Origin of the sequence: Paeniglutamicibacter sp. ZC-3 (assembly GCF_025847175.2) — a bacterium.
Taxonomy (GTDB): Bacteria; Actinomycetota; Actinomycetes; order Actinomycetales; family Micrococcaceae; genus Paeniglutamicibacter; species Paeniglutamicibacter sulfureus.
The window spans coordinates 161,453-178,313 of sequence record NZ_JAOYTG010000007.1; the positions used below are offsets into that span (position 1 = coordinate 161,453).

The 16,861-nt window shown below is 64.0% G+C and carries 13 protein-coding genes; 8 read left to right on the top strand and 5 right to left on the bottom strand.

Features of this window, described 5'->3' with window-relative positions; all coding sequences use genetic code 11:
• Positions 1-44: 44 nt before the first annotated feature.
• Entirely contained in the window at positions 45-1,214 is a 1,170-nt protein-coding gene (locus OIU93_RS10005; RefSeq protein ID WP_264269925.1) for a hypothetical protein, read from the bottom strand.
• A gap of 72 nt (positions 1,215-1,286) precedes the next feature.
• Positions 1,287-4,649 (bottom strand): DEAD/DEAH box helicase, encoded by a 3,363-nt coding sequence (locus tag OIU93_RS10010; protein WP_264269926.1) that lies wholly within the window; start codon positions 4,647-4,649, stop codon positions 1,287-1,289.
• 377 nt (positions 4,650-5,026) lie between these two features.
• On the opposite strand from OIU93_RS10010, the gene OIU93_RS10015 reads away from it, so the two are divergent.
• Positions 5,027-6,304, top strand: a complete 1,278-nt coding sequence (locus OIU93_RS10015; protein WP_264269927.1) for an FAD-binding oxidoreductase — start codon at positions 5,027-5,029, stop codon at positions 6,302-6,304.
• Between the two features lie 163 nt (positions 6,305-6,467).
• On the opposite strand, the gene OIU93_RS10020 is transcribed toward OIU93_RS10015, so the two are convergent.
• Together OIU93_RS10020 and OIU93_RS10025 are read right to left on the bottom strand one after the other, a co-directional pair.
• A complete protein-coding gene (locus OIU93_RS10020; RefSeq protein ID WP_264269928.1) occupies positions 6,468-7,322 on the bottom strand; it encodes an SDR family oxidoreductase in 855 nt (284 codons plus the stop codon).
• Positions 7,319-7,948 carry a uracil-DNA glycosylase gene (locus OIU93_RS10025; RefSeq protein ID WP_264269929.1) on the bottom strand — a complete coding sequence of 210 codons (630 nt, stop codon included), beginning with the start codon at positions 7,946-7,948 and terminating at the stop codon, positions 7,319-7,321. The genes OIU93_RS10020 and OIU93_RS10025 overlap by 4 nt, the downstream gene beginning before the upstream one ends.
• 113 nt (positions 7,949-8,061) lie before the next feature.
• Here OIU93_RS10025 and OIU93_RS10030 point away from each other — a divergent pair, with 113 nt between their 5' ends.
• The 6 genes from OIU93_RS10030 to OIU93_RS10055 all read left to right on the top strand — a co-directional run bounded on the left by OIU93_RS10030 (position 8,062) and on the right by OIU93_RS10055 (position 14,894).
• The gene (locus tag OIU93_RS10030; RefSeq protein WP_264269930.1) at positions 8,062-8,586 is read left to right on the top strand and encodes a nucleoside deaminase; all 525 of its coding nucleotides are present in this window, start codon (positions 8,062-8,064) and stop codon (positions 8,584-8,586) included.
• Positions 8,587-8,715: 129 nt separating this feature from the next.
• A complete protein-coding gene (locus OIU93_RS10035; protein ID WP_264269931.1) occupies positions 8,716-10,305 on the top strand; it encodes a long-chain-fatty-acid--CoA ligase in 1,590 nt (529 codons plus the stop codon).
• Positions 10,306-10,555: 250 nt separating this feature from the next.
• Positions 10,556-12,100, top strand: coding sequence for an SH3 domain-containing protein (locus OIU93_RS10040; RefSeq protein WP_264269956.1), 1,545 nt, complete (start codon positions 10,556-10,558; stop codon positions 12,098-12,100).
• A 473-nt stretch (positions 12,101-12,573) separates the two neighbouring features.
• A complete protein-coding gene (locus tag OIU93_RS10045; RefSeq protein ID WP_264269932.1) occupies positions 12,574-12,870 on the top strand; it encodes a hypothetical protein in 297 nt (98 codons plus the stop codon).
• Positions 12,871-13,057: 187 nt separating this feature from the next.
• Complete coding sequence (locus OIU93_RS10050; RefSeq protein WP_372342904.1) at positions 13,058-13,480, top strand: LexA family protein; 423 nt, start codon at positions 13,058-13,060, stop codon at positions 13,478-13,480.
• A 139-nt stretch (positions 13,481-13,619) separates the two neighbouring features.
• A complete protein-coding gene (locus tag OIU93_RS10055) occupies positions 13,620-14,894 on the top strand; it encodes a Y-family DNA polymerase (RefSeq protein WP_264269934.1) in 1,275 nt (424 codons plus the stop codon).
• Here OIU93_RS10055 and OIU93_RS10060 read toward each other — a convergent pair.
• Positions 14,891-15,340 carry a hypothetical protein gene (locus OIU93_RS10060; protein ID WP_264269935.1) on the bottom strand — a complete coding sequence of 150 codons (450 nt, stop codon included), beginning with the start codon at positions 15,338-15,340 and terminating at the stop codon, positions 14,891-14,893. The genes OIU93_RS10055 and OIU93_RS10060 overlap by 4 nt on opposite strands.
• 255 nt (positions 15,341-15,595) lie before the next feature.
• Here OIU93_RS10060 and OIU93_RS10065 point away from each other — a divergent pair, with 255 nt between their 5' ends.
• The gene (locus tag OIU93_RS10065; RefSeq protein ID WP_264269936.1) at positions 15,596-16,861 is read left to right on the top strand and encodes a glycoside hydrolase family 3 N-terminal domain-containing protein; all 1,266 of its coding nucleotides are present in this window, start codon (positions 15,596-15,598) and stop codon (positions 16,859-16,861) included.

Genomic DNA, 16,861 nt, shown 5'->3' on the forward strand with positions numbered 1-16,861 from the left:
TCCAATGTGACAGACGCCGTCGGGCGGCGCTAATAACCTATGAACTAGGCCAGTAGTTCCTCGGCCACCCGCGTCAGTGCCCGTTCCAGCGGGGCGCGCAAGACGCGCGGCACCCGCACGTGTTTTCCGATGCGCACCAGCCCCTCGGATTCCGCTGCGCGAAGCAGCGACTCCGCGGCGGGCACCGTCTTTTCAAAGAGTGGCTGCAGATGGGCCTGCTCGGGTTCGAGCTCCCCGGGAGCGGGGACAGCGAAGGCGGCTTCGGTGCGTGGGGGATTGGCCGACCCGGCCTTGCTCAACAATGCGGCAGCCATTTGCGTCACGGTGTGGTCGTTCTCCGATCCCACCGCGTTGAGCAGGATGTGGGCGTAGAGGCCCTCGGCGATGAGGTCTTTCACGCCGCGTGCGCTAAATCCCGAATCAGCATGCAACGCTTCGCTGACCACCGGGGTCGGGACCGCTTTTCCCTGCTGGTTGGTCAGCAGACCGGCTCGCAACAGCGAGTTCCAGTAGGCGTCCAGCTTTGGCAGCTGAACGAGCGTGGCCACTGCAGTACCCGCCTCCGGGTCCCAGGGCAGATGCGTAGCCGCGGCTCCGGGGTCGTGGAGAACCGTGAGGCCCACGGCTGCGGCGGCCGGGGCCAGATCCACATCCAGCAGTGAGCCGTCCGGACGGACGTCCCGGCCCTCGCCGACCCATGCCAACAGCGCACGCGCAGTGGAAACCATGGGCAGTTTGGCCCAGCGGGCATCCGCGCCGTCCTCATCGAGTTCCGGAACGACTACGGGGGACTCTCCGCCCTGGGCGGAGATCAGATCGAAGACCGCTTTGAATCCCTCCACCGAGCCGGACCAACGACCACTTTCGGCCAGGAAAAGCACGAATTCCCGCAGCATCGAGGCGCAGGCAACCGCAACCTCGTCACCGATAGCGCGCAGATCCTCGAACTGGATCGACAGCGCGTCGTGGTCGAGTTCCGACACCGCTACTTGGCCGCGAAGCCGGGCGTGGACGGTCAGCAGCGTCACGAGCCCCTCGATGCCAGCTTCCGTATCGGCCGCGTCGTGGCGCTGGTTGAAGAAGGCACGCAACTGGGCCAGGTAGGGCCGCATCGCGACGCGCACCTGGTTTTCAAACTTGGACGCACCAGCACTCGAAGTGCGGGCGGGGTGCCCGCCTCGCGACTTATTGGTGGCAGGCTTCGATTTCGACATTTAGGCGTCGTCCCCTCTTTGGTACTTGGAAATCCTTGGATGCTACGGAATATTCTGTCGGCCGGTGCCCACTCAGTCGGCAAAGAGCGAACGGACATCGTCGGCGCTGATGGCCGAGGCGAAAGCCGCATCGTCATCCAGCACCGCGGTGAAGAGCTTGGCTTTCTTGTCCTTCAGTGCCATGACCTTTTCCTCGATGGTGTTCTTGGAAACCATGCGGTAGACCATGACGTTGCGCTTCTGGCCGATGCGGTGCGCTCGGTCAACAGCTTGGTTCTCCGAGGCGGGGTTCCACCAAGGGTCCATCAGGAAGCAGTAGTCGGCTTGGGTGAGGTTTAGTCCGAACCCGCCGGCCTTCAGCGAAATAAGGAACACCTGGACCTTGCCGGAGGTGAAGGACTCGATGACCTTGGCGCGCTTGGTGGTAGAGCCGTCCAGATAGGCGTGCTCGATCCCCGCTTCGGTGAGCCGGTCGCTGGCCTTGGACAGGAACGAGGTGAACTGGCTGAAGACCAGCGCGTTGTGGCCCTCAGCGGTGAGGTCCTCGAGTTGTTCGAGCAGGGCGTCGAGCTTGCTGCTGGGCACCGAGGCGTACTCGTCGTCGATGAGCGAGGCATCCAGGGACAGCTGGCGCAGCTTGGTGAGGGAGGAGAACACCGCGAAGCGGTTCTTGTCCATGTCTTCGAGCATGCCCAGCACCTTTTGGCGTTCGCGCTGCAGGTGCCGCTGGTAGATGGTGCGGTGCTTGGGGTTCAGTTCCAGTTCCAGGACCTGTTCCTGCTTCTCGGGCAGGTCGGTGGCGACCAGTTCCTTGGTGCGGCGCAGCATCAGCGGGCGGATGCGTCGGCGCAGGCGCTTCAGCGCCTCGTTGTCGCCGTCCTTCTCGATGGGCTTGCGATAGGTCTCGTCGAAGCGCTTGAGCGTGGGGAAAAGCCCGGGAGCGGCAATCGCAAACATTGACCACAGCTCGGAGAGGTTGTTCTCCATGGGAGTGCCGGTGATGGCGAGTTTGAAGGACGTCGGGAAGTCGCGGGCCTGCTTGGATGCCTGCGTGGCCGGGTTCTTCACGAATTGCGCCTCGTCCAGGATCAGGCCGGAGAACTTCGTGGCGGCGTATTCCTCCTGGTCGATGCGGAACAGCCCATAGGAGGTGATGACGATGTCGACCTCGGCGGCGATCTCGTGTGCCGGGATCCCGCCGCGGCGCACCGTCTCGGTGATGTACACGCTGCGCAGGTCCGGGGCGAAGCGCTTGGCCTCGGCCTCCCAGTTGGAAACGACGGAGGTCGGGGCCACGACGAGGAACGGCGGCATCTTGCCCGCGGTCTCGTCGTGGTTGTCCTTGGCGTGCTGGATCAGCGCCAGGGTCTGCAACGTCTTGCCCAGCCCCATGTCGTCGGCAAGCACGCCGCCCAGGCCGTTGTCATAAAGGAACGAAAGCCATTCGAAGCCCTCGCGTTGGTAGGGGCGCAGGGTGGCATCGATGCCGGCGGGCAGCGGGGCGTGGGCGACCTCAAGGATGTTGCTCAGTCCTTCGGAGGAGGCCTTCCACGCTTCGGAGGCCTCGACATTGGTGGCGATGTCCTTGAGGTCTTCCCACAGCGAAGCCTGGTGCTTGGAAATCCGAATGGTCCCATCCGTGGTGGAATCCGAGAGGGCGCGGGCCTCCTCGATGAGCCGGCGTAGTTGCTCGTATTCCGGGCGGTCGAGAGCGAAGTACTTGCCGTCGGGGAGCATCAGGTACTCGTCGCCGTGGGCCAAGGCCTGGAAGAGTTCGGTGAAGGGAACGTTGTTGCCATCGATCCGCACCTCCACACCCAAATCGAACCAGTCGTTGGTTTCGGTGTTCTCGGCCGAGATGGTGATCAGCGGGTCGGCGGTCAGCTCCTCGAAGTCAATGGTTTCGCCCTCGATGGTCACCTCCAGGTTTTCGATCGCCTGCAGTGTCGGCAGGGCGGCGGTGAAGCGGGCGGCTTCCACGCCTGAGATGACTATGGTGCTGTCGGTGGTCCGGTCCTGCTGCTGGATGTTGCCGAGGGCTCCAGGGAAATCGGCCATGGCCGCGCCCGCCTCACGCTGCAGGGCGAGCTCGGCCTTCGGATCGCGGTCGACGCCGGGGACCGGTGCGTTGCCCAGGGGAACCCGGATCTCGCCGTAGGCAAAGCCCCACTGGAGTTCAACGCCGGGAACGCCCGCTTTCTCGTCCTTGCGCCTTCGAGCGGTGTCCGGCTTGACGAGGATGTGCTTGACGCGCAGCAGCATCTTCGGGGCAAGGGAGGCCGGCACCTCGACGGAGCAGTCGAGGGAGGATAGTTCCGTGGCCTTGGCGAGCTTGGGCAGATATTCGCGTTCGAAGCTTTCCCGTCCATTGGCCGGGACGACCACCTTTTTGTCCGTGGCAAGCAGGCCCGTGATCAAAGGGGGGATCTTGGCGCGGGTTGGAGCCAAGCGCAGGTTGAGGTGCTTCATGCCGTCGCTGGCGTTCCACCAGAAGACGCCGTGGTCGGAGACGGCACCGATGAAGTCCGTGTCGAACTCCGCGGGCAGGACGTCGAGGGCGGGTCGGATCCGCAATTTCCGGCCCTCCGATGCGACGTCGGTTCTGATGGTGACGGGCTCGTGCACCTTCACAGAGGATTTTGCCGACGGCCCGCGCAACTCGATTCCCAGCGCCGTGGCACGTTCCAAATGGTTCCAGACCATGGGGCTGAGGAAGTCGCTGGCCGACAGATGCGTCCCGTTCCAGGCGGCAAACGAGTTTAGCTGCAGCAGGGTGCAGAACCACTCCACCTGGTCAGGGTCGTAGGTGTAGTCGAAGGGCAGCACCGGCACGCCGCCGGTGCGGGTGTAGCGGAAATGCTGCCAGGCGAGGTTGCCTGAGACCCAGCGGCCCTTGTCGTTGAGCTGGACGGGACGCAGGACCAGTTCAAGCTTGGAGGTGTGCGGGATGTCCCCGTTTTTGATCTTCTGCATCGCAGCGGCCTGGTACCGCTGCAGGGTCCGGGGACGGAGCTCGAACTGGACACCCAAGGTGCGTTCCTCGGTTGCCATGGGTTGGGCGCCGCCGTCGCCAATCAGGGAGTCCAACATCCGCTCCCAAGGTGCCCTGGGATCGGGTTCCTCGAAGTTCGTCTCATCCCACATGTAGGCCAGGAGTGCCGCTGCTGCATGCTTGCAATTGGCGCCCACCGGACAGGTGCAGATCCCGTGCTGGGGCATCAGAAAGCCGTGGCGGACCTGGGAGTGGACTGCGGTGCGGTAGACCATGCCGCCCGAGCCCAGGACGCTGGCGCGCACGATGCTCATCGGGGCAACCCAGCTAACGTCCAGCACCCTGCCCTGGCTGGCATAGGCCGCACCGCGGTCAAGGCTCAGCGGACCGACAAGTTCCCGGATCAGAGTGGTCGACGAAAGCACGGGAGCAACGGGAAGCATGGAAATAGTCTAAAGGGGACCGCCCATGCGCCGGATCCAAAAGAACTGTTGTGCGACTGTCGGCTGAATGCGGTGAGTGGTTCCCGGGTGGGTCGTTTCAGTCCATCGGACAGTTACGCGGTCCGGGTGCTTGCGCGAATATATGATTCGATCGATGATGAGAGCAGGTCAGACCCCACAATACCGGGTCAGAAATGTGCCGTCATTGATCCCTGTTGCAAGAAAAACTAAAAAGTATCCGATTTGCTGTATTTAATGCAGACTTGGCGATGCAGTGGCCTGCGTCACCGATGAAAAGTGAAATGCCGTTGCTTCGAGTGGCTTTCAGCGCCAAAGTTGAGATCCAGAGTTGGAATTTCTTGAACGGAGTGTGAACCATGGCCAGCGCAGCGTCGCCAGAACATGTTGTAATCGTCGGTGCCGGGTTCGTCGGCCTGTCCGCCGCCTGGTACCTGCAGGAAGAGGGCGTCAAGGTCACGGTCGTGGATCGCGGGGGAGTTGCCTCGGGCGCCTCTTGGGGCAACGCCGGTTGGCTGACCCCGGCACTCACCTTGCCGATTGCCGAGCCGTCCATCTTCACCAGTGGACCGAAGATGTTGCTGGATCCCGCGTCCCCGCTGTACGTTCCGTTGAAGGCCGATGCCAAGCTGCTTCGCTTCCTGGTGGGCTTTGCCTGGCACAGCACGCCGAAGAAATGGCAGGAAGCCATGCGCATCTACTCGGAGATCGGAACCACCGGACTGGATGCCTTCGACGAGATCGCCGAGAATACCAATGCCGGCCCGGGCGTCGTCGAGAAGACCAAGCCGGCCAACCCCTTCCTGACCGGCTTCAAGTCCCTGAAGGACCGCGATGGCCTTCTTCACGAATTCGACATGATCCGCAAGACCGGCGGCAATGTCGAGTTCGACCTGCTCACCGGTGACGAACTGCGTGCCATCGAACCAACCCTCTCCGACGAGGTGGCGGCCGGTGTTGCGATCAAGAACCAGCGCTTCCTGAACCCGCCGAAGTACATGGAGTCCCTCGCCGAGTCGGTGGTCGCCCGCGGCGGCGACATCGTCGGCTCCTTCAACGTCACCGACATCCGCGACAACGGCGGCTCCGTCACGGTCATCGGCTCCGAGGGGCGCTCGATCACCGCCGACCACGCGGTCATGGCCACCGGCGCCTGGTTGAACGACCTGACCAAGAAGTTCGGCGTGAATGTCGTGGTCCAGGCGGGACGCGGCTACTCCTTCACCGTCCAGCCCGAGGTCATGCCGACGCACCCGATTTACTTCCCGTCCCAGCGCGTTGCCTGCACCCCGTTGGGTGACCGCTTCCGCATTGCCGGCACCATGGAGTTCCGCGACGCCAACCACCCGCTGGAGCCCAAGCGCATCGAGGCCATCGTTGCCGCGGCCGCCCCGGTCTACAAGGGCATCAACTGGGAGAACCGCAAGGAGGAATGGGTTGGCGGACGGCCCTGCACCGCCGACGGCCTGCCGCTGGTCGGGGCCACGAAGTCGCCCCGCGTGCACGTCGGCGGCGGCCACGGCATGTGGGGCGTGGCCCTAGGCCCGCTGACCGGCAAATTGCTGGCCGCGGGCATCGTGGGCAAGGAAAAGCCTGCCGTTGCACGCCACTTCAACCCGCTGCGCAAGGGCTTCTAGGCTCTTGTAGGAAAAACCGCCGAACCCCGGCGATCGGTGCGGATCAGGAAGCCCGCACCGATCGCCGGGGTTCCTTGCGTGAGGGACAACCGATCCGACCGTGAGTGGCGGCCCCGGCCCCAAGAACCCCGCCGGCGGGCAGCGGGCGGAGCCTGCCGGCTGCTCAGGGGTGCCGCACGCCTTCGCCCGCAAGCACGCTCGAATAGCCTTCGCGGTAGGTCGGGAACGTGAATTCAAAGCCGCTGGCGAGCAGCCGGGCATTGGACAGGCGTCTGTCGCCGCCGCGGTTCACCGGGGCTTCTCCGACCTCGGGACGGGGAACGCCGAGGCTCGAGGCCAGGAACCCCTGGACCTCGCCCAGATCCACCGGTTCGTGGTCGACACCCAGATACAGCGGGGCGGGCGCGGTGTCCATGGTGCACAATTGCACGATGGCAGCCGCGGCATCGTCGCGGTGGATCCGGTTGGTCCACACGGTTTCTCCGGGGGTGCGTGCCTTGCCGTTGCGCACCTGGGAGACCAGGTGGTTGCGGCCGGGTCCGTAGATGCCAGCCAGGCGCAGGATGATTGGCGTCGTTGCGCGTTCCCGCACTGCCGCCTCCGTCTCTGCCAGGATCTGCGCGGTTTCGGTGCGCGGCGAAATCGGGGTGTCCTCGTCGACCCAGCCTCCGGCGGCATCGCCGTAGACCGCGGTGGAGGAGACCAGCAGGAAGCGTTGCGGATCAACGCCGTCGCGTTCAAGTGCGTCGAGCACGCGATGCGTGGCGTCCAGGTAGGTGCGCCGGTAGGCTTCTTCGCTGCGCTCGGGTGCGGCGGGGGTGAAGACCACGATATCCGTGGCCGGATCGATGGCCGGCAGCTCGGTGCCGGCATCGCCAAGATCGACCCGCCGGGTGCCGAAGGAGGCAGGCAGCACTTCGGGCCGGCGGCGCCACGCGGTGACGTGGTGCCCGGCGGCTGCGAAGCGCAGGCCCGCCTCGGTGCCGAGATCCCCGGCACCGAGAACGAGGACCTTCACTTGGCCGGTGGACGCAAACCGGCGCGAGCCATGGCGTCGGCGTACGCGGCCACCATTTCGTCGAACCACGCTTGCTGCTTTTCGGTCGAACCCAGGAAGGCGCGGTCAGCGGTGGAACGCACTTCGTAGATCTTGATGCCGCGCTGGTTGATGACCTGCTGGCCGCCTGCCTTGATCCAGGCCTGGACCAGGCGCTTGGCCTCGGTGCCGTGGGCCACGATCGCTGAGGTGCGGTAAGCGATGCGCATCAGCTCCTTGAGCGGGCGGATCCCGGCTTTCACCTGGTCCGGGGTCAGCTTGGTTCCGCCGTCGGGCAGCTCCCACGGGTAGACATTCCACGGGATAGCAAAACGCGGCTCCAACCCGGCAGTCTCATAGACTGCAGCGAGTCGTGCCGCGGTGGGATCGTCGTTGCGCAGGGACAGGAAACCCGAAGACGTTCCGGGGCCCGGCGCGATTTGGAGCGAGATAACCCGAGCCTCGTCCACGTCGTGCACCGGGTCGATAAGCGGAACCCGGGAACCGGGCTGCTGGTCCTGCAGCTTGCGACATAGTGCCGTGAGTTCGGCGACGGAATCGTCCTCCACCTTGCTCAACTGTTCTTCAAAGTACTCGGATTGGCTCATTATTCACCTTTCGCCCTCGCACTGAGCCTACGCCGATTAGCCGTCGCGCGCATTCCAGCGTTCAACGGCCTGCCGCGGTGGGCAAATCGACGGCCATGTCGCATGATGGGCACATGGGACTGACGCGCTTGGACATTGACCATCTGACCCGCTGTGTTGCACTTGCCGAGGAGAGCCTGGAGGCAAACGACGAGCCCTTCGGCTCCATCCTTGTCGACGCCGACGGGTCCGTGCTCTACGAGGGCCGGAACCGCGTGGCCGGCGGGGATGCCACCGCGCATCCGGAGCTGGCCATTGCGCAATGGGCGCTGGCAAACCTTGATCCGGAGCGCAGGGCGGCCGCCACGGTATACACCTCCGGGGAGCATTGCCCGATGTGCGCCGGGGCCCACGGCTGGGCCGGTCTGGGACGCATTGCCTTTGTTGCCTCGGCGGCGATGCTTGATTCCTGGCACCGGGATTGGGGTGTCGGGCGCGGGCGGGTGGCCGCGTTGCCCATCAACCTGGTGGTTCCGGGCATAGAAGTGGTCGGGCCCGCCGAGGAGCTGGTGCCGCGGATCCGCTACCTGCACTTCCAGGCCCACCAGGAGACGTTGCGTCGTCCCGCCGCCGTCAAAGGGTCCGGTGGCGCGACATAAACAGTGAAACCCGGTGTCTAATTGTGAAACTGCGTTCCGAAACCTTACTCTGGGAAATGTCGTCGGCGTCACACTGTGCCAAAGACGATTGGGACCGGAAAAACAGACGAAGACCGGAATGAGGACCACATGGGTGTGCAACCACTGGCCAACCACTCGGAACTGACACCATTGCGATTCCTGCAGCGCTCGGTGGAGGTGTATCCGTCCAAGGAAGCCATCGTGCACGGGTCACGGTCCTACAGCTACGCGCAGTTCGGGGCGCAGGTGCAGCAATTCGCCAAGGCGCTGGCCGCTCGCATCGTTCCCGGTGACCGGGTGGCGGTGTTGGCACCCAACATTCCCGAAATGCTGGTCGCCCACTATGCCGTCCCACTGGCCGGCGGTGTGCTCGTGGCACTGAACACCCGGTTGTCGGCCCGCGAGCTCGGCTACATCATGGAGCACTCGGCCACGAAGCTGCTCTTTGTCGACTCGGAGCTCCTGGGCGCCGCGGCGACGCTGCGCGCAGAGGTCCCGTCCCTTGAAGCGCTTATCGAGATCCAGGACCCGGAATTCACCGGCACCAGGGCCGAGGTCCAGGTCGATGGAACCTATGCCGAATTCGTTGCCGCCGGCACCGGGGCGGATTTGGACTACGCGATCGCGGACGAGCGGGCCCCGATCACGCTGAACTACACCTCGGGGACCACCGGCAAGCCCAAGGGCGTGCTGTACTCGCACCGAGGCAGCTACCTGAACTCGATGGGGGAGGCTTTCCACCAGGGCTTTGACGCTCATACCCGCTACCTCTGGACCTTGCCGATGTTCCATTGCAACGGCTGGTGCACTCCCTGGGCCGTCACCGCTGCCGGCGGCACGCACCTGTGCCTGCGCGGCGTGCGCGCGGAACCGGTATGGGACGCCATCGACGACCTCGGCGTCACACACCTGTGCGGCGCCCCCACGGTCTGCTCCATCATCGCCGACTCCTCCCGCGCCCACGAGCTGGAGCGCGGCATCAAGATCACCACTGCAGGGGCTCCGCCCTCGCCGGCGATCATCCGCAAGCTGCAGATGCTCGGCATCGAGGTCGTTCACGTCTACGGCCTCACCGAGGTCTACGGGCCCTACACGATCTGTGAGTACCAGGACGCCTGGGACGGGTTGGACGACGAGGCCAAGGCGCAGAAAGTCGCCAGACAGGGAGTGGGCATGGTCCAGGCCGAATCGGCGCGCATCGTTGATGCTGACATGAAGGATGTGCCGGCCGACGGGGAGACGATGGGCGAAATCGTGCTGCGCGGCAACAACGTCATGATTGGCTACTTCCGGGACGAGGAAGCCACCGCCGCGGCGTTTTCCGGCGGCTGGTTCCACACGGGGGACCTAGGCGTCATGCACCCCGACGGGTACATCCAGCTCAAGGACCGCGCCAAGGACATCATCATTTCCGGCGGGGAAAACATCTCGACCATCGAGGTCGAGCAGGCATTCGCAAACCATCCGGAGGTCCTTGACGTCGCGGTGATCGGCGTGCCGGACGAAAAATGGGGCGAAACGCCGGTTGCCTTTGTCCTCCGGGCCAGCGGATCGCAGGTCGACGCGGCGACGCTCCAGGCCCACGCCCGCACACAATTGGCCGGTTTCAAGGTTCCCAAGACCATCCACTTCCCGCAGGATTTGCCGCGCACATCCACCGGAAAGGTGCAAAAGAACGTGTTGCGGCAAAACGCCTAGCGCGTCCGCACGCAGGTGCGTTCAACGGTTGGTCCTCCCGAAAAAACAACACCGGGAGGGCCAATTCTCTTCAATCCCTCCTGTAACACCCGTGACATTGGCAACTCCAGACACATAGTGTGTACCCAAGCGAGCACTTATCCACGGGGATTGATGTCTCAGGGTCAATTCCTTTGTTCAAGGAGTAATCACCATGAGTCCCCAACCCCTCCTCTCCCTACGGATTGCAGCCGCGACATTCGGTGCGTCAATGGCGGTGGGGGCGCTGGCCCCCGCGGCGGTGGCAGCACCGGTCCCCACGGGCGCAGCTCCACTGCAACTCACTGTCGCGAAGAAGCCACTCGCCCCGCGTGCGCAAACCACCACGGTCATTCGAACCACCGCGAACTTGAACCTGCGTCAGAATGCCGGTGCCCATTACGAGTCCTTGGCTGTTCTTGCCAAGGGCACTGCGGTTACCCGGACGGGCAAGGCCAGCGGTGTTTGGTGGGAGGTCAAGGCCGGTTCGCGAACCGGTTGGGTGAGCTCCAATTACTTGACGAAGAGCGCCGGCAAGGCGCCGGCTCCCACGTCGTCTGCGACGCATCGGACGAGTGCAAATTTGAACCTGCGGCAGGATCCGGGCACGCATTCCAGGTCGTTGACCGTTCTTGCCAAGGGCACTGCGGTTACCCGGACGGGCAAGGCCAGCGGTGTTTGGTGGGAGGTCAAGGCCGGTTCGCGGACCGGTTGGGTGAGTTCCAATTACTTGACGAAGAGCGCCGGCAAGACGCCGGCTCCCACGTCGTCTGCGACGCATCGGACGAATGCGAATTTGAACCTGCGGCAGGATCCGGGCACGCATTCCAGGTCTTTGACCGTTCTTGCCAAGGGCACTGCGGTTACCCGGACGGGCAAGGCCAGCGGTGTTTGGTGGGAGGTCAAGGCCGGTTCGCGGACCGGTTGGGTGAGTTCCAATTACTTGGAGAAGAGCACGGGCCGGGCACCCGGCCCCGCTCCGGTCGCCGGCGCCAATCGCTGGGTGGACGGCACCCAGCCGATGTATGCCCAGGCCTCGCTATCCTCCAAGCGCCTCGCGGTGCAAACCGGCGGGACAAAGGTCCGGCTGATCAAGAGTTCCGGCAACTGGTCTTTCATTGAAACGCCGACCGGTCAGGGCTGGCTCCCCAATTCATCCTTGGCCAGCAGCGAACCGGGCAACAATTCCACCTCGTACCGGTGGACCGCCTATGCAGCCAACGTCCGCACGGGCCCCTCAACCGCTTTCAGCACCTTGGGCGTCATCCCGGCAAACCAAAAAATGACCTACCTGAAAACTTCCGGTGGCTGGTCGCAGGTCAAGACCTCCAAGGGAACGGGCTGGATCAAGAACACGCTGCTGACCAGCGTCCAGTACCAAGCCCCGAAGGAGCTGCAGCCGATGACCCGGGCCATGATCCGGGAAGTCCAGGACCTCTTCGGGGCCGGGATCAGCAGCGTCGGCGGTTCGCGCGCCGGCTCCGTCGGGCACAGCTCGGGACTGGCCGCGGACTTCATGATCAAGGATTATTCCTCGGCTGCAGGCATCAAGGCCGGCGACCGGATGGCCCAGTACCTGGTGGAAAACCACGAGCGGATGGGGATCAGCTACCTGATCTGGCAGGACAAACTGTGGCTGGCCGAGGACGGCCAGTGGGGACCGTATTCAACCAGTGGCTGGGGCAAGCACCTGGCATCCTCCCGCGGATGGAACGACACCACGCGGCACATGGACCACATCCACGCTGAGATCTCTGCCTCCCGGGCCAACAAGTAGTTCGTCGGAGCTCTGGTTGGCCTCGGGGCAGGGGACAAGGCCTGCTTCACGGGCGATGAAATCCCTGCTCGGCACCGGTGTGCAGGCCATCGACGAAGAACTGGGCCGCTGAACGCCGTGCAAATCGGGTTCGCCTATGCGTTGATCGGTGGAATGCTTGGCGTATTCAGCCCCTGTAATGCATTGTTGCTGCCGGCGTTCTTCGCCAACATCGCGACCTCGCGTGCCACGCTCCTGAGCCTTGGTTCCGTGTTCCGGGCGGCCTGCTTGCCACCCTGGTCCCTCTCGGACTGGGTATGGGATGGCTGGGCGGAACCTTAATCATCGACCGCGGCGTCTTGCTCGGCGGAGCCGAGTGGGCTTATTGCCCCGGGGCTGTTCACGGCCTTTGGCGGAGGGATAGATCTTTCCCGTCTGCTTCCGGGCCGGCCCCGGCCCGCGGCGGAACGCTGTTGGGGCTTTACGGCGTGGGCATGGTGCTGCCGATCATGTTCATTGCCCTACTGGTCCGCAAACTCGGCCACCGTTCCGTTTCATGGATGCGAGGGCGGCGATTCCGTGTGGGCAGGTTGCGCCTGCACGCGACCTCGTTGACGATGGGCGCGGTCACCGTGCTCGTTGGCTGGATCCTCATCTTCACCAATGGCATGGCCGCCGTACCCGAGCTGCTCCCCTCGAACTGGAACGCCGCATTTGAAAATCTGGGAAGGCAAGTTGACGCAGCCGTTCCGTCGTGGGCCTGGACGGCACTGGTCGGCGCATGTTGCTGATCTGGTGCCTTCGTGCCGCCGTCCGCAGGACCAGCCGAACGGGTGGCGCCGACGCCTCGAGAGACCCCTCAGCAGGCAGGTCCGACCACGATGGAGGCATCGTGGAAATCCGCTAGCGATGCCCTCCGCGAGCATTTCCGCTGATAAGCTGAAGTATCGAATCTATGTTCTAGGAAGGGCGGGGTCTATGTTCGGAATGGACCAGCCGCAGCCGCCGGCCCCGCAGCCGGAATCCCAGGGGCCCGTTGGAGCCGTCGAGGCCATGGGGTTTCCCTCGCCGGCCAGGGACTACTACAGCGGCGGAATCGACCTGAACCGCCTGTTGATTCGGGATAGGACGTCGACATTCCTGATGCGGGTCTCCGGGAATGCCATGGCCTCTTCCGGAATCAGCCACGGAGACGAGGTCATCGTGGACCGGGCCGTGGCCCCACGCGACGGATCGGTGGTCATCGCCGTCCAGGACGGCGAGCTGGTCATCCGCCGCCTCGTGTCCAGCCGCGGCACCACGGTCTTATGTAGCGACGAGCAGCCGCAGGAGCGGGCCGAGGCCGTGACCGAGGAAACCACCATTTGGGGCGTGGTCACCAGATGCCTGCACCATGTTTGAGTCGTCGGCGACCGAACCGAGATGGGCGCTCGCCACGTCACCTGGAGCGCATCGACGTGCGTAGCCACACCGCTGCCAAAGGCACTGTGCCGGGTGAGCGGCTTTGGCCCCGGAGCGCACCTTGGGCAGGGGAGGCCCGATGACCGACCGGATCGCGCTCGTGGACGTCAACAATTTCTATGTTTCCTGCGAGCGGGCCTTCGACCCCAAACTCATCGGCCGACCGGTTGTGGTGCTTTCAAACAACGACGGCTGCGTTGTCGCGCGCTCGCAGGAGGCCAAGGACCTGGGCATCACCACGGGCGCACCGTTCTTCCAGGTCAAACAGTTCATCCAAAGCCATGGCATGATCGTGCGCTCGAGCAACTACGAACTGTATGGGGACATGAGCGCCCGCGTCATGGAAGTCCTCTCGCGGTTTGGCACCTGGCAAGAGGTCTACTCCATCGATGAATCCTTCCTCGGCATCCAAGGCAATCCCGACCAGCTTGGTGAGCTTGCCACGCGAATCCGGACGGCCGTGGGACGAGGGGTAGGGGTTCCTGTCTGCGTGGGAGTGGCCCCGACCAAGACCCTGGCGAAGTTCGCCAACCACGTGGCCAAGCACAATGCGCATCTGGGCGGTGTGTGTTCCATGGACTCCATGGATCCGGACCTCATCGAGAACATCCAGTCCCGCGTCCCCGTCACCGACCTATGGGGAGTCGGAGCCCGCACCGGTACCAAGCTTGCCGGGATGGGCATCGCCAGCATCGCCGACCTCAAGGCAGCGGATGTCACCGAGATCCGCAAGAAGTTCTCCGTGGTCCTCCAACGCACGGTCCTGGAACTCAACGGAACCCCGTGCATTCCCCACAACGAAGAACGCGCCGACAAGCAGCAGATCATGTACTCGCGGTCCTTCTCCAGCCCGGTGAGCACCATCGAGGACATGGTCGAGGTCATGTCGATCTATGCCCAGCGGGGTGCGGCCCGGCTGATGTCTGATGGGCTTTGGGCCACGCTACTCACCGTCACCGCAGGCACCAGCCGCTTTGCCGGAGGGGAAGCCTCGTTTCCGTCGGTGACGCTCAAGCTTCCCTCACCGACCCAGGACCCAATCCTGCTGACCCGCCTGGCCGTCGGAGCCATGCGCGAAATCATGCGGCCCGGCGCCGCATACGTGCGCGGAGGGGTCGTGCTTTCCGGGCTGCAGCCCGACCCCGGACAGGCCGCCTTCGGAATCTTTGAACAGGACATTTCGACAAAGCATGTCGGCGACGTACTGGGTGCCGTCAAGGCCAGATTCGGGAACAAATCCATCGGACTCGGTTCCGGGGGACTGGCAGTGGAACCGGGCTGGTCGATGAAGCGGGAGTTCTCCTCGCCCAAGTTCACTACCGATTGGGCGGAAATCCCCGTGGTGAAGGCCTAGCTGTCTCGGTCTCGGACGGAGGAACAGATTTCCTCCGGGCAGCCCTGCCCGGTCTTGGAAAAGAACGCCACGATTTCCAGTCCGCGTTCGAAGCGGTACTTCACTGCCGGTCCGCCGTTCACGGCGCTCGCCGAGCGTCGGATACCCATGAGGAAGAACTCGCACACCGACACGTAGTTCCACAGGTCCATGGCTGTATCAATGACTTCGTCGTGGGTCATCCATTCCCGGTCTTCGACTACGGCTTCTGCGAAGTCGAGCACGATTTTCCGGTCAACGGCATGGTGCTGTCCGCAATCGCACCATTCAATACCGCGGGACGGCATCTGCCAGACATCCGGAACCAGCTCGGCGTCGGACGGTTCTTCCGGGGCATGCCGGCGGGAAATGCCCGACTGCAGCATGCCCTCGGTGGTCGTCGTTCTGAGGAGTGCGCTCGGTGCCAATTGGTTCCTCCTTGAAATGTCCTGTGCCCAGCATAGGCTTGCCCTCCGACAGCTTGGCCGGGTGCCGAGGAAACTGAGTCAGGCGGCAACAAGAACTTTCCATGAAATCGTCCCGGTTGAAATCCCCGTGGCAATCCCTGGACGGGGAAGGCATCGAGAACAATGAGTGTCTCGTCACGATTGGTGGGTCTGGGTGCCACTGTCCGCGCATTTTTCTGGCACGCTGAAGGTGGTGGAGAAAAGAGGCTGCGCACCATGAGCGTTTCACGAGCAAAAATTTCCCTGCGGTGCAGGATATTGCCACTGGTGGTCCTTTCAGCACTGGTGTTGGCTGGTTGCACCCCTGCCCCGGTGCCGGCACCGACAGGCAGCGCCGGTACGTCGGCGCCCGGGAGCACCGCCCCTTCTTCGAGCCCGACCCCATCGACGGACCCGAACCAGAGCCAGACAACACCCGGCAACGGACCCACGTCCGCCCCGCAGCAAAGCGCCGCCGAAAAGACCCTCGATGCCATGGGCCTGAAAGAAAAAATCGGGCAGGTTCTCATGGTCGGCGTCCCGGCCACCGGCAGCAGCTCGGCCGACCGGACGGTCATTGCGGAGCATGCCCTGGGGAATTTCTTCCTGAAGGGCAGAAGCGGCGCCGGGAACACGACAACGGCCGCCGTGGTCGAGAAGGTCGAATCCACCATCTCGAAAACCCTGTCGGCGGATATCGACCCGTTTGTGGCAACCGACCAGGAAGGCGGCTCCGTCCAGGTCCTGAAGGGCAGTGGCTTTTCAACCTTGCCGGCCGCACTGACCCAAGGCGGCTGGGCCACCCAAACGCTACGCGAGAGGGCCTCTGACTGGGGCCAAGAACTTGCCGAGGCGGGAATCAACGTCAACCTGGCACCGGTCGCGGACACAGTCGCTTCGGCCGCGTTCGCCCCCTCCAATGCGCCCATCGGATACTGGAAACGTGAATACGGATACGACCCCGATACCGTCTCGGCGGCTTCCCGCGCATTTTCCGCCGGGATGCTGGCGGCTGGTGTGGACCCGGTGATCAAGCATTTCCCCGGCCTTGGCCGCGTCACCAAGAACACCGACACCACAAGGAATGTCATCGACACCCGGACCACCCGGCACGACGCCTACCTCAAGCCATTCAAGGACGGCATCGCCGCCGGCAACGACTGGGTAATGGTCTCGAATGCCTACTATGCCAAGATCGACGCCAAGAACATCGCTCCGTTTTCCTCGACAGTCATGCGCGAGATGCTGCGCGAGGACCTGGGGTTCAACGGAATCATCGTTTCCGACGACATGTGCGAGGCCGCGCAGCTGGATCCTTGGGCCCCCGGTACCCGTGCCCTGCGCTTCTTCGAGGCAGGAGGAACCATGATGCTCTGCGTCAATGCCGGCAACATGCCGGCCATAGCCAAGGCATTGCATGCCAAGGCGAGCAAGGACCCGGCTTTTGCCCGCATCATCGACTCCGCGGCACTGCGGGTGCTCGAGGTCAAGGAACGCCGCTAG

Coding starts and splice junctions, on each gene's coding strand:
- OIU93_RS10065 (WP_264269936.1), top strand. CDS start 15,596: ATGAGCGTTTCACGAGCAAAAATTTCCCTGCGGTGCAGGATATTGCCA.
- OIU93_RS10045 (WP_264269932.1), top strand. CDS start 12,574: ATGGTGCTGCCGATCATGTTCATTGCCCTACTGGTCCGCAAACTCGGC.
- OIU93_RS10030 (WP_264269930.1), top strand. CDS start 8,062: ATGGGACTGACGCGCTTGGACATTGACCATCTGACCCGCTGTGTTGCA.
- OIU93_RS10040 (WP_264269956.1), top strand. CDS start 10,556: ATGGCGGTGGGGGCGCTGGCCCCCGCGGCGGTGGCAGCACCGGTCCCC.
- OIU93_RS10025 (WP_264269929.1), bottom strand. CDS start 7,948: ATGAGCCAATCCGAGTACTTTGAAGAACAGTTGAGCAAGGTGGAGGAC.
- OIU93_RS10010 (WP_264269926.1), bottom strand. CDS start 4,649: ATGCTTCCCGTTGCTCCCGTGCTTTCGTCGACCACTCTGATCCGGGAA.
- OIU93_RS10055 (WP_264269934.1), top strand. CDS start 13,620: ATGACCGACCGGATCGCGCTCGTGGACGTCAACAATTTCTATGTTTCC.
- OIU93_RS10005 (WP_264269925.1), bottom strand. CDS start 1,214: ATGTCGAAATCGAAGCCTGCCACCAATAAGTCGCGAGGCGGGCACCCC.
- OIU93_RS10035 (WP_264269931.1), top strand. CDS start 8,716: ATGGGTGTGCAACCACTGGCCAACCACTCGGAACTGACACCATTGCGA.
- OIU93_RS10015 (WP_264269927.1), top strand. CDS start 5,027: ATGGCCAGCGCAGCGTCGCCAGAACATGTTGTAATCGTCGGTGCCGGG.
- OIU93_RS10050 (WP_372342904.1), top strand. CDS start 13,058: ATGTTCGGAATGGACCAGCCGCAGCCGCCGGCCCCGCAGCCGGAATCC.